General features: G+C 69.4%; 11 protein-coding genes and 1 pseudogene. 2 read left to right on the forward strand and 10 right to left on the reverse strand.

Translation table 11 applies throughout. The features are described 5' to 3' along the window. Positions 1-40: 40 nt before the first annotated feature. The 5 genes from OG520_RS14085 to OG520_RS14105 all read right to left on the reverse strand — a co-directional run bounded on the left by OG520_RS14085 (position 41) and on the right by OG520_RS14105 (position 4,939). Positions 41-469, reverse strand: a complete 429-nt coding sequence (locus OG520_RS14085) for an ATP-binding protein (RefSeq protein ID WP_399328780.1) — start codon at positions 467-469, stop codon at positions 41-43. A 513-nt stretch (positions 470-982) separates the two neighbouring features. Further along, positions 983-1,387: an NUDIX domain-containing protein gene (locus OG520_RS14090; RefSeq protein WP_399328976.1), complete on the reverse strand. Its 405-nt coding sequence runs from the start codon at positions 1,385-1,387 to the stop codon at positions 983-985. 209 nt (positions 1,388-1,596) lie between these two features. Continuing rightward, complete coding sequence (locus tag OG520_RS14095) at positions 1,597-1,836, reverse strand: SPOR domain-containing protein (protein ID WP_399328975.1); 240 nt, start codon at positions 1,834-1,836, stop codon at positions 1,597-1,599. Positions 1,837-2,291: 455 nt separating this feature from the next. Continuing rightward, complete coding sequence (locus tag OG520_RS14100) at positions 2,292-3,044, reverse strand: GntR family transcriptional regulator (RefSeq protein WP_385335702.1); 753 nt, start codon at positions 3,042-3,044, stop codon at positions 2,292-2,294. A 308-nt stretch (positions 3,045-3,352) separates the two neighbouring features. Continuing rightward, the gene (locus OG520_RS14105; RefSeq protein ID WP_406013390.1) at positions 3,353-4,939 is read right to left on the reverse strand and encodes a S8 family peptidase; all 1,587 of its coding nucleotides are present in this window, start codon (positions 4,937-4,939) and stop codon (positions 3,353-3,355) included. 230 nt (positions 4,940-5,169) lie between these two features. Between OG520_RS14105 and OG520_RS14110 the strand changes: the two genes are divergently transcribed. Then, positions 5,170-6,267 (forward strand): threonine synthase, encoded by a 1,098-nt coding sequence (locus OG520_RS14110; RefSeq protein WP_406013391.1) that lies wholly within the window; start codon positions 5,170-5,172, stop codon positions 6,265-6,267. A 74-nt stretch (positions 6,268-6,341) separates the two neighbouring features. After that, complete coding sequence (locus OG520_RS14115) at positions 6,342-9,035, forward strand: glycosyl hydrolase family 65 protein (protein ID WP_406016481.1); 2,694 nt, start codon at positions 6,342-6,344, stop codon at positions 9,033-9,035. 112 nt (positions 9,036-9,147) lie between these two features. Here the strand turns inward: OG520_RS14115 and OG520_RS14120 are convergent, their stop codons facing one another. The 5 genes and pseudogenes from OG520_RS14120 to OG520_RS14140 all read right to left on the reverse strand — a co-directional run. Next, positions 9,148-9,648 carry a levansucrase gene (locus tag OG520_RS14120; protein WP_406013392.1) on the reverse strand — a complete coding sequence of 167 codons (501 nt, stop codon included), beginning with the start codon at positions 9,646-9,648 and terminating at the stop codon, positions 9,148-9,150. A gap of 96 nt (positions 9,649-9,744) precedes the next feature. Beyond that, positions 9,745-10,632 carry a peptidoglycan recognition protein gene (locus tag OG520_RS14125; protein WP_406013393.1) on the reverse strand — a complete coding sequence of 296 codons (888 nt, stop codon included), beginning with the start codon at positions 10,630-10,632 and terminating at the stop codon, positions 9,745-9,747. A gap of 320 nt (positions 10,633-10,952) precedes the next feature. Then, positions 10,953-11,558, reverse strand: a complete 606-nt coding sequence (locus OG520_RS14130) for a hypothetical protein (RefSeq protein ID WP_406013394.1) — start codon at positions 11,556-11,558, stop codon at positions 10,953-10,955. A 1,613-nt stretch (positions 11,559-13,171) separates the two neighbouring features. Next, on the reverse strand, positions 13,172-13,702 hold the full coding sequence (locus OG520_RS14135) for an NUDIX domain-containing protein (protein ID WP_406013395.1): 531 nt from the start codon (positions 13,700-13,702) through the stop codon (positions 13,172-13,174). 1 nt (position 13,703) lies between these two features. After that, positions 13,704-14,408: pseudogene (locus OG520_RS14140) on the reverse strand (hypothetical protein); the annotation flags it as partial. Positions 14,409-14,494 lie beyond the last annotated feature (86 nt).

A 14,494-nucleotide genomic window follows, 5' to 3' on the forward strand; every position in this document is an offset into this window, starting at 1 on the left:
TGGCCGACCCCTGGTGATCGCTGTCCGTCCCACCCCACTCCTAACCAGGCAGGGCCAGCTCGAACCACACGGTCTTGCCGGTCTTTCCCCGACGGGTCCCCCAGCGGCGGGCGGAACACGCCACCAGCTGCAGTCCCCTGCCCCCTTCGTCCTCCGGTCCAGCCATACGTTCGGTGGGCGGATCCGGAAGCGGATCGGAGACCTCCACGAGCAGTCCCGGGTGTGCGGCGGGGCCGTCACCGTTGAGATGAGGGCGCACCAGCCGTACGCCGATGGGGCCCGATGTATACCGCATCGAGTTGGTCACCAACTCGCTGACCAGCAGAACTGTCACATCCCCGACGACCGAGTCGAGCCCCCAGGCACTCAACGCCCCATGGACGGCATGCCGCGCCGATCGCACGGCGCCCGGCACAGCCGGGAAGGTCCACTCGGCGCAATCGCCTCCACTGTCGATCACGCCGATCACTTCCCAAGACCCGCAGCGGGGAACGTCCTGTTTACAAGGGTTATTCAGCACATACCCGATATTTGGGGTGAACTATCGCCAGGAACGACACGTGGGGCGTACGGGTGTACGGCCGCGCACACGAACAGATGTGCACAGAGAGAAGGGCGCACAAGGCGATCGGCACGCGCCGCCGTCATGGCGTTCGCCCCGGTCGACCGCCTGCCCGGCGCGCCCCGTACGTACCGGCACCGCACCCGGCCCGGACATGGGTTCTGCTGCTGGTACCCGCGATGTCGCCGGCCATGCAGCGGGAACCCGGCGATGACGGCCGCGGGGCGGCGACGGCGGCCTCCGGATCTCAGCCCGGCCTCTCCCGCCTTCCCGAACCGCCGGACCGGGTGGGCGGATCGGGCCTCCACATCGCCATCACCGGGACCGGCACACCCTCAACCACGCCGGTTCCGGGGCCCGTTGCGGGATGCGGTTCCGGTCGCCGGGCGACGGGACGGGGGCGACCCGGACGGGGACGACTCAGGCCAGCGCGCCGACGGCCTTGAGGTCGTCGAAGAGCAGCTGGTCGACCGGCGGGACGAGCGATCGGTCGGCGTAGGAGAACCAGGCCATCTCCTCGATCTCGCTGCTGGCGGCCAGCGTCCCGTGGTACTCACCGGCGTAGCAGCTCATGCGCACGACCACGCCGTCCGGATGGCCGTGCGCCTGCGCTTCGTACGTACCCATGTGGGACACCGTCGCCGGGAGGATGGCCACGGTCAGTTCCTCCTCGACCTCACGCAGCAGGGTCTGCAGGTCGGTCTCCCGGCCCTCCCGCTTGCCACCGGGGATGTAGAAGACGTCCTTCCCCCGTGGTCGTGCGCAGAGGATCCTGCCGTTCTCCACCCGTACCCATGCCACCGTGTCGATCAGGACCGACATCATTCCGCCTTCGTTCATGTGCAACCCGGTCGGACAGGACCTTAGCGGGGCGGAAGCCGCCCGCCGGAATGCCCTCGCAACCGCAGGACCGGCGGGCGACCGGCGCGGGCGGCCAGCGCGGGCGACGGAACACGGGCGACCGGCTCGGTGAACGCAGACCCGGTCGCACGCCGGAGCGCGACCACCGCCCCGCCGCGCTCCTCGCGGTCGCTCTACGGCCGGGCGCTCTGTCCGGCCTGCTCCACCCAGTAGAGCTGCTTGTGTCCGTGTTCATCGAGCTTGTCGGCGATCTTCTGAGCCTCGCCCTGCGTGGCGTATCTGCCGACGCGATAGCGATTGCCGTTGTCGTCCTGCCTTATGACCAGCCACGGGAGAGCGGCACCACTGTCGCTCATCGCGTCCCTCCCCAGCATCGCGCCCCTCCCTCGAACGTCGTGCACGTCACTAAAGATCCCCAGGAAACCGCAGTACGCATATGCCCGAGCGTACGCCTGACCTTCACGCAACGGATACGTAATTACACAAAGAGATACCGATCCGGCCGACAAGGGGGGGCGCACCCGGCTGGATGCGCCCCTATGTCAGTGCCGTCCGCCGCCGCTACCCCGCCTCCGGCACCGCGATGATCGAGGAGCCGATCGCGAGGTCGGCGAGACAGGTCGGCGATATAGACGATCCCGCCGAGTGCGGCACCCGCGACCGTGGCCGGCGACCAGCGCCGGAAGGAGTGCGGCGCGTACGTCCGTCATCGCCGGCTTCCCGCCCGTCGTCCGGTGTGCAGGTACGGATCGGACGGTAGGAGCGGTACATGACAATCCATTGCGGCCGGTGATCGCCCTTCGGTTACGGGAGCCTGCCGGGCGTCAACGTGCCGTCACCGGCGCCGGACGGCGCCCCCGCGCACCGGTCACCTGACCGGAAGGTGATAGGCGATCCGGAAGCGATCGGCGGGCACCACCACGTCCGCCGTCTCGACCGCGCGACCCGACGCGTAGTACGTACGCTCGATCACCATCACTACATGGCCCGGCACGCCCCCGAGCGCCAGGAGCTCCTCCGCCAGCCCCGGGCGCGCACCGACCTGCTCGGCCACGTTGTCCACGACGACATCGATCGCGGCCATCCGCTCGACCACCCCGCAGCCGCCCAACGGGCCCTCCTCCGGCAGCATCACCGGCGTACGCCCCGTCACGGCGAGCGGCTCCCAGGAGGTGGAGAGCATCATCGGCTCCCCCGCCTCACGGAACGTGTACGCCGTCCGCATCACCCGGTCGCCGGGCTCGATACCCAGGCGCTCGGCGATCTCGGCGCTCGCCCCCTCCTGTTCACTGCGGGACTCCCACGTCCCGTGCACCCCCTCCGCCGTCTGTTCCTGACGGAACGGACTGGCGCCGGCCGCGGACCGGTAACCGGAGCGGGCGATCCGCCGCGGGACGGGGCGCTCACGCACATACGTGCCGGAACCGGAGCGCCCCTCCACCAGGCCCTCGGCCATCAGCACCTTCCGCGCCTCCAGCGCGACGGTGTCCGAGACTCCGTACTCCTCGCGAATACGGGCCTGCGAAGGCAGGCGCGTATGCGGCGGCAGCGCACCATTGACGATCTTCTCTCTCAGATCGCTTGCAACGCGCAAATACGCGGGCTGCTCACCGAAAGTCACAGGCCACTCCCAACAGGTTGACAGTCTGCAACAGCCTGACAACCGTCGGTTGTGAACCGCAAGCACAGGCCAAAGATTCACCCGAAGTGATGATTCGCCTTGCCCTCATGCATATCCGGCTGCTGGCCACCAGAGGGATCTCAGCTCTTCTGACGCCTCATCCCCTCCTCCGGTTCACCGCAACCGCATTCCGCCCCACGCAGGAGCGGGGCGACCGCCGAAGCAGCCGCCCCACCTGTCCGACGCGTCACGGACGCACCGTCATCGAACTGTCGCCGCCGGGACCGTCGCCGCCGGAACTGTCGTCATCAGAACTGCAGGCCCCAGGAGTTGATCTTCCCGGTGTCCCCCGCCGCGTCGTCGGCGACCCGCAGCTTCCAGGTGCCGTTGGCCACCTCCGACGAAGCGTTCACCGAGTAGGTGGTGTTCACGTCGTCGGCGCTGCCACCGGTCCCGTAGGCCTTCAGGTTGTAGACCGAACCGTCGGGCGCGACCAGGTCGATCTTCAGGTCGCCGCTGTAGGTGTGCGTGATGTTCACGGGCACGCTCAGCGTGGCCGGCGCGTTGCCGGTGACACCGGTGACGGTGATCGGCGACTCGGCGGTGGAGTTGTCGCCGATGGCGTAGCTCGTCGTGCTCTCGAACTTCTTGCCGCCCGGCGGGGTGGTGGAGCCGCCGCCGACGTTCAGCAGCCGGTTCGGCGAGCCCGTGCCCGGGTTGGTCACCACTCCGGTACTGGCCGCGGCGACCAGTCCGGCGGAGACCTGTGCCGGGCTGTCGCTCGGGTGGTCGGCCAGGTAGAGGGCCGCGGCGCCGGCCACGTGCGGGGTCGCCATCGACGTGCCGGAGATGGTGTTGGTGGCGCTGTCGCCGGTGTTCCAGGCCGAGGTGATCGACGAACCCGGGCCGAAGATGTCCAGCACGCTGCCGTAGTTGGAGAAGCTGGAGCGGGCGTCGGTGCTGGTGGTGGAGCCGACCGTGATGGCTTCGGTGACCCGCGCGGGGGACTTCGTGGAGGCGTCGGTGGACTCGTTGCCCGCGGCGACGGCATAGGTGATGCCGGACGCGATGGACTTGCGCACGGCGGCGTCGAGCACCGAGTCCGCCCCGCCGCCCAGGCTCATGTTGGCCACGGCGGGCTTGACGGCGTTCGCCGTCACCCAGTCGATGCCCGCGACGACCTGCGCGGTCGTGCCGGAGCCGCTGTTGTCGAGGACCCGGACGGCGACGATCTTCGCCTTCTTGGCCACGCCGTACGCCGAACCGGCGACGGTGCCCGCTACATGGGTGCCGTGGCCGTAGCCGTCCTGCGCGGTGTTGTCGTTGTCGATGGCGTCGTAGCCGTAGGAGGCCCGACCGCCGAAGTCGCTGTGGGTGATCCGCACACCGGTGTCGATGATGTACGCGGTGACACCCTCACCACCCTTGTCGGGGTAGGTGTAACTCTGGTTCAGCGGAAGGGACTTCTGGTCGATCCGGTCGAGTCCCCAGGAGGGCGGCGAGGGCTGGGTGCCGGTGACCCTGAAGGTCCGGTTCTGCACCACGGACTCGACGGCCGGGTCGGCGGCGAACTTCTTCGCCTGGCCCTCCGAGAGCTCCACCGCGTAGCCGTTGACGGCGGCACGGTAGGTCTTCTTGATCTTGGCGCCGTACTCCTCGGCGAGCGCCTTGCCCTTCGCGGAACCCGCGTCGGCCGCCGATTCGTCGAGCGTGACGATGTAGCTGCCGCTGATGGTGCCCGGGGCGCCCGCGTTCTGGATCCGGCCCTCCGCCGCCGGCCCGGACGCCGAGGCGGGGAACACCGCCGCGCCGGAGAGCGCGAGGGCCGCACCGGCTATGACACTCGCCGCGGCGATTCTTCGGCGTGCGTGGGGGGTGTGCCGCGTCACTGACATGTGGGGGGTCCTCCTCGATTGCGGTGCTCTGGTGGGGGGGTTCACGTGCGGTCGAGACGGAACAGAGGCTGGACAGCATGAGCATGACAACCAGCTGCTGCGGGTTCCACGCTGCCCACGGCCCCGCCGACAGCGAAAGATTGACCGATTCTTGGAAATCGCACAAGGGTGCGTTGGGCTCCGCAATACCTTCGCCACAGGGCTGCCACACGCCTGGCATGCTGACGGGCATGCCCGCATACATCTGCCCGCAGGACGGCACCCGCGCCGAGACCACCGCTCTCACCTGGTGCTGCCCGGTCTGCCGCGGCCCCTGGGACCTCGAATTCGAAGCCGCCGGCACGCTCTCGCTCAACTCCCTGGCCGGGCGCGTCAATTCACTGTGGCGTTACGAGGAGGTGCTGCCCCTCTCCTCGCCCGCGACCACGCTCGGCGAGGGCCGCACCCCGCTCGTACCGCTCACCGGCACGGTCTCGGCCAAGCTCGACTTCCTGATGCCGACGCTCTCCTTCAAGGACCGCGGCGCGGTGATGCTCGCCGAGCTGGCCCGCCGGCTGTCGCCCGAGCGCGTCGTCGCGGACAGCAGCGGCAACGCCGGCACGGCCGTCGCCGCGTACTGCGCCCGTGCCTCGCTCCCCTGCACGGTGTACGTCCCCGAGGGCACGTCCCCGAAGAAGACCGAGCAGATCAGGGCCCACGGCGCCCGCCTGGAGATCGTCCCCGGCGACCGCGAGGCCACCGCGGCCGCCGCCCGTGCCGCCGCCGACACCCCCGGCACCTTCTATGCCTCGCACGTCTTCAACCCGTACTTCCTGCACGGCACGAAGACGTATGTGTACGAGATGTGGGAAGACCTCGGCGGCCGGCTCCCGGACGCCATCGCCGTACCGGTCGGGAACGGCACCCTTCTCCTCGGCGCGGCCCTGGCCACCGCCGAACTGCACGCCCAGGGGCTGATCGACCGGCGCCCGGCGCTGATCGCCGTACAGGCCGAGGCCGTCTCCCCACTGGCCGCCGCCTTCCGCGCCGACGCCGACGGACTGCCCGACGCCCCGGCCGGCCCCGCCGCCCCCACCCTCGCCGAGGGCATCGCCATCCCCCGCCCGCCGCGCGCCCGCGCCATCCTGGCCGCGGTCCGGGAATCGGGCGGCACCTTCCTCACGGTGACCGAGGATCAGATCCGTTCCGCACAGCTGGATCTGGCCGCCCGCGGGTTCTACGTGGAGACGACGGGCGTCGCCTGCTGGGCCGCGGTCGGCGGCTGGACGGACCGGAGCGTCGTCGTCCCCCTGTGCGGCGCGGGTCTCAAGACCGGTCTCGCGACCTGACGGAGCGGACCACCGTCGCCCGCTGCCACGCCTGCCGCCCCGTCAGCCGTTCACCCCGCGTGCCGCGCACCGCCATGCGGCAGGCGCTTCCCTACCTTCGTACGGTGAGCCTCTCGCGCAACTGTCTCCTCACGTCCCTCGCGCCCCTCGCGCCCCTGGTCGCGGGCGCCCTGATCGCGTCTCCGAGCCCCGTCTCGTACGCGACGGCGCCTCCTTCCGCCCCTTCCGCTCCTTCCGCCCCTTCCGCCCCTTCCACGGCGACCACCGCCTGCGGCCGGGACACCGATCCCTCCTGGGCCCCGACATCCACCCGCTTCGGCGAGGCAGCCGGCTACGACCCCTACACCGGCAACGGCTACCTGGGGCACCGGGTGCCCCCCGCGGGCGCCGGATACGCCGCCTCGGGCGAGAAGACCGGCTGGCCGCTGTTCACCCCGCGCTACGACGGCGCGTTCGTCTCCGGCCTGTTCGGGCGCGACAAGGATCTCGCCGCCGGCCGCGAGGTGGTCGCCGCACTGCCGAGCTGGACCGACCTCGACGTACGCGTCGGCGACGAGACCTACGGCTCCGACACGCCCCCCGGCCGGATCTCGCACTACCGCCAGACGCTCTTCCTGCGCTGCGGACTGGTGCGCACGTCGCTGCGGTGGACCACGGCCGACGGGCGCGCGACCGACCTGACGTACGAGGTGCTCGCCGACCGGTCCGATGTGCACACCGGCGCCGTACGCCTGCGCATGACACCGCACTGGAACGGCACCGCGACCATCACCGGCCGCCTCGACCCGGGGGGCGCGCGCCGGCTCGATCTCGACGACGACGGAACGTTCCGCACCCGGGGCACCGGCACCACGGGCGCGATCGTCCAGATCGTGCGCTCCGGAGCGCCGGGGGCCGGAGCGCCGGTCGCGGCGCGGAGCACGCACCGGGTGCGCGACGGACGTACGTACACCTTCGAGAAGTACGTCGGCATCGACACCGCGCTCACCTCCCCCGCCCCCCGCGACGCCGCCCGCGACGCCGCCCGGCGCGCGGCCCGGCGCGGCTGGTCCGGGGTGCTCACCGCGAACGCGGCCGCCTGGCGGCGGGCATGGGCGGCCGACATCTCCGTACCGGACAGCCCCGAACTGCAGAAGTGGCTTCGGGCGGCACAGTACGGACTACTGGCCTCCACCCGGGCCGGTTCCCGCGACAGCATCGCACCGGCCGGTCTGACCAGCGACAACTACGCCGGAATGGTGTTCTGGGACGCCGAGACCTGGATGTACCCGGGGCTGCTCGCCACCCGCCCCGAGCTGGCCCGCCCGGTCGTCGAGTACCGCTACCGCACCCGCGACGCCGCCCGCGCCAACGCCCGGAAGCTGGGGTTCCAGGGCCTGTTCTACCCGTGGACGAGCGCGAGCGGGGGCGATCTGTGGTCCGAGTGCCAGAGCTGGAACCCCCCGCACTGCGTCACCCAGAACCATCTCCAGGGCGATATCTCGCTGGCCGTCTGGCAGTACTACCTGGCGACCGGGGACCGTGACTGGCTGGCCGGGCGCGGCTGGCCGCTGCTCGAAGGGATCGCCGACTTCTGGGCCTCGCGGGCCACCGCCGACGAAGACGGCGGCTACTCGGTGAAGGACGTCGCGGGCCCCGACGAGTACAGCAACGGTGTCAACGACGGAGTCTTCACCAACGCGGTCGCGGTCATCGCCCTGCGCAACGCCACCCGTGCGGCGCGACTGCTCGGACACCCCGCACCGGCCGAGTGGGCGCGGGTCGCGGACGGCCTGCGCATCCCGTACGACCCGGCGCGGAAGCTCTTCCTCCAGTACGCGGGCTACAACGGCTCGACGATCAAGCAGGCCGACACGGTGCTGCTGATCTACCCGCTGGAGTGGCCGATGGAGCCGGGCGCCGCCGCGTCCACCCTCGACTACTACGCGGAGCGCACCGACCCGGACGGCCCGGCCATGACCGACTCGGTCCATGCGATCGACGCGGCCACGATCGGGGAGCCCGGCTGCGCGACGTACACCTATCTCCAGCGTGCCGTCCGCCCGTTCATGCGCGGCCCGTACGCCCTCTTCAGCGAGGCCCGGGGCACGAAGTCGGGCGCCCAGGACCCTCTTTCGGGCTTCCCCGCCGAGGACTTCCTCACCGGGAAGGGCGGGTTCCTCCAGGTCTTCACGCACGGTCTGACGGGCCTGCGGCTGCGGGAGGACGGGGTACGTCTCGATCCGATGCTGCCGCCGCAACTGGGCAGCGGCGTCACGCTGACGGGCCTGCGCTACCGGGGCCGCACGTACGACCTCGCGATCGGCCCCCGGACGACCACGGTCCGGCTGACCTCCGGCGCCCCCTTCACCATCCACTCCCCCGCAGGCCCGCGCCTGCTCACCCGCACGCTCGCTCTCCCCACCCGCCGCCCCGACCTGGCGGCGACGACCGACGCGGCCCGCTGCCGCCCGGCGACGGCGACCTCGGAAGCCCCCGGCCTGTACGCGGCCGCCGCGGTGGACGGCAGCCAGGCCACCGCCTGGTCCCCGGACGGCGCGACGGGCGCACTGACGGTGGACCTGGAGCGTACGGGCGCGGTGACCGCGGCCGAACCGGAGTGGACGGACACGCGCCCCTCCTCGTACCACCTGGACACATCACCCGACGGCACGTACTGGCAGCCGTACCGTGCGGGGGCGGTGGCCCGCCTGGTACGGCTGACGGTCGAGTCCGAGGACGCGCAGAAGCCTGCGGGAGTAAGGGAGTTGAGGATCACGCAGCCGTAGCCGGGCGGGCGTACGAGATGTCGGCCGCGGGTACGGGCGTGGGCGCGGAACCTGCTGCCGAAGCCGTAGCAGCGGCCGAGCAGTTCCCCCGATCGGCTGCGGCCCCGGCGCCTCAGCCCTGCGGATGGAAGTAGCCGGCGCCCTTCTCGATCAGATGCGAGGCATAGGCCCGCCCCAGGGCCGGCTTCCCGCGGTACATGCCCACGTAGCCCTGCGCACTGTCGACCACGACCGGGCGCTCGAAGCAGGCGAACTGATTGCGCTGCTTCTCCTCCGCCCACGCCATCGCGGCCGGATCGATGCGATCACTGACGAGAACGGGGAAGGCCGCGACACCGGTCTGCATCCCGACGGGCAGACCGCCCTTGTTCTTCTTGGCGTACGCGAGCACCTGCGTGGTGAATGTGTCGATGACGGGCACGGTGACCTCGGGCACGGCGGCGGCCACGGTGAACAGATGCAGATTGGTGGCCGCCCACCGCATCCGGAAGTCGGCCCGCCGCCCGACGAGGACCGGGACTCCGGACCAGTCCTCCCAGCGCGGGGCGCAGGCATCGGCCGCCAGTCGGCTCTCGACCGTGGCCAGGTAGTTCCGTATCGACTCTTCGCTCATGGCCGCGATTTTCCACGGACCGGCCCGGCTCGTTGAACACGGGGCGACGGACATCCTGCGCACCGGCCCCGGGCACGCGCCGCCTCCGGCGGACCGTCAGCGACTGCCGCGGGGGCCGTTCCCCGGGCTCGCGGTGAGACGGGCGATCGAGGGTGCTCGCGGGAGCCTGTCCTGGAGGCCCGCGGCCAGCTTCCGGATCGCGGGGAGCCTCGCGAGCAGTGCATCCCCGGGACAGTTGGTGGCGAAGCCGTCGCGGTGGCCGGAGATGGCGTCGAACTCGGCCGAAGTGCCCTTGGGGTAGCGGCTCTTGCCGTTCGTGGAGGTGAGCCGCACCTTGCCGGTGGCGTCGATGCCGCTCAGGCCGAGCTTCCATGCGGCGAGGGCGGCGATGGCGTGCTCCATGGCTGCCGGTACCGATGCCCCCGCTCCGAACGTACCGATCGCCGCGATGCCCGCTGTGCCCTGGTTGAACCCGAGGGTGTGGGAGCCGACGACGGGTCGGTCGGCCCCGCCGGCGCGGCCTTCGTAGATGGTGCCGCACTTGTCGACGAGGAAGTTGTAACCGAGGTCGCCCCAACTCCGGTCACGGGTCTGGCCCGTATACAGATTGCGCAGGGTACGGGGGACGTTCGCGCAGTCGTAGCCGTTGGGGGTGTCGGTGTGATGGATGAAGACCGCCCTGACGCCTTCCGCGTAGTGGGCCCGAGGGTCACGTTTGGTCTCGTCGGCCCGCCACTGCGCACGGGACACGATGGCGGGCCGGGGCACCGTGCGGGGCAGGACCATCGACGTGGCCCCGAGGGCCGGGAACGGCCGCCCGATGTCGACGACCGGCTGAGCGGTCACTCCGAGCCGCCACACGGACGGTGCCCCTTCCGGAGCTGTGTCCCGGACGGCTCGGACCGCCGTCACGCCGGCCGGTGCCGCCAGCAGGGGAAGCGCCATGGGAACCGTGACCCACAGCGCTATTCGGTACAGACGCACAGGGAAAACCTTCTTCGTCTTTCGCCGGGATGTCGGCGGGAGCGCGTATGCCCACAGCTTTGCGGCGACAGGTTTCCGGCGCGCGCCGGGTTAGTGCAGACAGGCGAGCACGACGGCACATCACCCAACTGCCGCACGGAGCACGACGACAGCACGCGGCGGAACGTGAGGCGCAGAGCTCCCACCCGCGAAAACGTGAATTCCAAGGAGGTCATCCCCGACCCCGTCCAGCGCGGGAGGGCCATCCCCGCACGGGAGCCGCAGGCGTCGCGGCGAGGCGGGGCGAGACGTTGCCCGACACCCACCGACTGACCGGGGCTCTACGGGCGCTCACCGGCTTCGGACATGAGCTCGTCCAGAGCCTCTCTTGCGAGCGGGACGAACCGCCGGTGCATGTTCTCCAGGTGCGTGGCCGTCTCGGCAGCCCTGGCCTGATACCGCTCGTTCACCGTGTCGCTCACCGGCCCCTCGCTCAGCTCGATCAGGTACTGAACGGGCGGGCCGATGTGCTGGTCGACGGCTTCGGCATACTCCGCCGCGGCCTCAGCCACTGAAGGCGGCCCTTCGAGCTGCACCGTATGGGCCGCCCGCAGAGTCGCCCGTACCGCATCGATGGCCGCGCCGCGCCTGACGTCATAGCGCTGCTGGTCAAAGGGATCGAGAGTCAGCCGTGAGAGTTGCCAGACAGCGCCCTGCGCTTCATGTGCCGCGTCCATCAGGCCCTGGTAGGCGGCTTGTCTGCGCTCCCTCCGCCACTTTCGATGCTCGACGCGGAGTTCCCGAAGCTGGGTGCGGTCCTGTGCGCCCTCTTGGCGTATCTGCTGCCGTTCAAGTGCCTCATCTTTGCGCCGCTCCGTTCGTGCCGTGACAAACGCCGTCAATCCGCTGCCCATGAGGGTGCCGACGATCGCGATCACCGTGGTCATCAAGGTGTTCCCCATGGAGCGACAGTGTGAAGTACGGCCCACTGGCTGTCTCCGATCACGGGGCAACCGACGCGGCAATGAGGCGCGGGTCCGGAACCAACAGGGCAACCATTGCCCGCCGCGGCGAGGGCCGGCTCCCGTCGCGACGGCCCCGTCCCAGGCCCGCCGGCCCCGCACCGCCACCGCCACCGCCACCGTGATAGGTCAGCCGCTACACATTGAAGCGGAATGTCTGCGGACTGATCCTGACCTGCGGCGGAGCCCCGTCCAGGGCTCTGACCAGCACTTCTCCGCTTGGTTGCGTTGGTCTCCGACGGGTGATTACGACCGTCCTGCGGACTGCCTGCGGACCGGCAGGCAGTCGAGCAGCCTGGAGAGACGCAGCCCGATAGCGGCCCTTCGACGACGCTGCACCGACGAGCCGCTGGCCCCAGGGCTTCGACGTGCCCGCAGTACATGGTTGGACTATCGCTCGTAGCTCACGCCGTGACCTGATCCCGGCGAAGCGATCCAGGAAAGTGCGACCGATTGCAGACGTGATTTGAGGCATGCCACCCCAGAGCGTATAGCAATTCTTCAGAGCATGACACATGCTCTCATCCACCGATTCCAAGAGCATTCGAGGGAAATCATCTGATACCCAATGCCTGAATTCGCTTTTTGTTACCCCTAGCGCCCTCAAGGGGTCTCTCAGTTGAGATGAGTCAGCCTGCGGGTCCGTCGGATCAAACTCCCTCAGCAACATAAGGTCAATGGCCGACTGGGGCACACTCTTGGCTTCGAACCAACCTGGACAGTGCTCCGCAAGCCATGCACGAGCCGCACCGTGCAGCGACGCCCTTTCCTGTTGAGTGACGCCGAGGCCAGCCCAAAGTCGGCTCTCAGCCCGAGGACGCCCCGGCCTCATCACCATCCGCGGCTCATGAGGTCCGTGCCAAACCGAGTTAACACATGAAGCCCCTGCGGATGACATCCGAAAACAGGCAACAACTGCTGTCAGCGCACCTCCGATCTGGATCGCCGTCAGCTCGATGGATGAAAACTGCCACGGAAGTTTTCGGTATCACACCATCCGGGTGATACCACGACGCAGCGACAGAGTGCACTCCACCCAGACGCCACCAGGAGCTGCCTGGACTCCCCCGAGATCTCTCCAGATACTCCTGATTCCCCTGTCCGATTCCACTCCAGACCCGGCGGCGATCCCAAGAATTCCGCTCCAGAGACCTCTTCAATCTCTCAAATTCACTTGGCGGGAAGAATTCCACCAGCCAAATCGCTGGAATTTCGACAACTTCCGCATCCGGTACTGTCAGATTCCTGGACGCGTCATCCCGACTCCATGCGATATTCCACCTGTGCTCATCGAACGGAATTAGATAATTGACGCCGAAATTTAGCGCTTGGCGCCAAGAAAGAGGGAATCGTCGCTCCAGTCGCGACCTCGAAAGAGCCGAGAGCCCCTTATAGGGGAGATCGCACCAAAGCCGACCGTGCCCAATCGCAGGCACTGCATCATAGGCGTCGCGAATGAATCGAGATCTCCCTTCACCGTCGCTAACCATCCGCCGAAATCCATTCCTTCCTCCCACCTTCGAAGACTTTCACGAAAGTCACTCCCACCCCTGCAAGGAAATCTCCTGGCCGCTTGACAAATATTTCTCCAGCGCGCTGGCCGTGGTGTCAACGAAGGCGTCGGGGATGGCATTGGTGTCGACCCAGCGGACCTGGGAGTGCTTGCGGGGTTCGCGGTTTTCGGGTTCGCCGGTCCATTCGTGGGCGGCGAAGACGACGGTGAGGAAGCCGTTGGGAGCTTCGACGCCCCAGGCGCCGTGGATGATGTGGGCGACCTTGAGGGACTCGGGCTTCACCGTGAGACCGGTCTCCTCGTACAGCTCGCGGACCGCCGTCCCCGTGATGGGCTCACCCGGTTCGCTCTTGCCGACGGGGAGGTCCCAAAGGCCCTGGGCGAACTTGGCGTTCTCGCTGCGCTGGAGGAGGACGACTCGGTTGGTGGCCTTGTCATGGACGATGACGGCCGCGACCAGCAGGGTCATCGAGTCGAGCGCCGGCTTGAGGGCTTGGGAGCGGTCGTCGGTCTGCTGGGCCACGGGGTTCCCTTCGTCGGGCGGGTTGTTGGGCATGTTAGGCGAGGGCCTCACGAGCGCGGCGGGCGAGATCGGCGGCGCCGGAGACGCGGCGGCGCTGGTAGACCGCGAGCGTGGAGCGGATCGAGGTGATCGCCTTGCGGGTGCGGTCGGAGGTCATGCCCTCCATAAGGACGAGGGCCTGAGTCCAGGCCGCGACCGCTTCGTCGGCTCGGGCTTGGGCGGCGAGGCTGTCGGCGTGGGTGAGGGCGTGGACTCGCTTGTACTTCTCCGGGTCCCAGCGGGCGAGCGCGTCGCGGTGCTGCTGTTCCGTACCGATGTGGTCGGCGAGGTCGGTCAGCGTGCGTGCGGTGTGGCTGGCCACCGTGCCGGCGGCGGGGCCGCTGACGCGGGAGAAGCTGGGCTGGGGCCCGTCCTCGCGCAGGAGTGCGTCTTCGGCGGCGAGAAGAGCGCGGGCGGCCAGTGGGTTCTCGCCGACCGCTGCGTAGGCGCGGGCGTGCGTGATGTGGAGGAGGGCTTCGGTCTGTCCGTCGACGCGGCCGAGGCCGCGGGTGAGTGCGCCTTCGACGAGGTCCACGCAGTGCTGGGGTTGCTTGAGGCTGAGGGATTGGTGGGCAAGGGCGCGCACCACCCAGGCGGCATGGCCGCGGGGGTCGGCTTCGCAGGCGAGTTGGTAGCCGACCTGGTAGTAGCGCTGGGCGGCGCCTTCGTGGCCGAGGTCGTGGTGTTTCCAGCCTGTTGTCGCCGCAGAGACTGTGTCCCATGCAGGTCGTGTCGCTTTAGGGGGCGGCGGTTGCTCCAGCCCGTGTCCCGTTGGCACGGTCCATC

The organism is Streptomyces sp. NBC_00984, from assembly GCF_045162475.1.
Classification (GTDB): Bacteria; Actinomycetota; Actinomycetes; order Streptomycetales; family Streptomycetaceae; genus Streptomyces.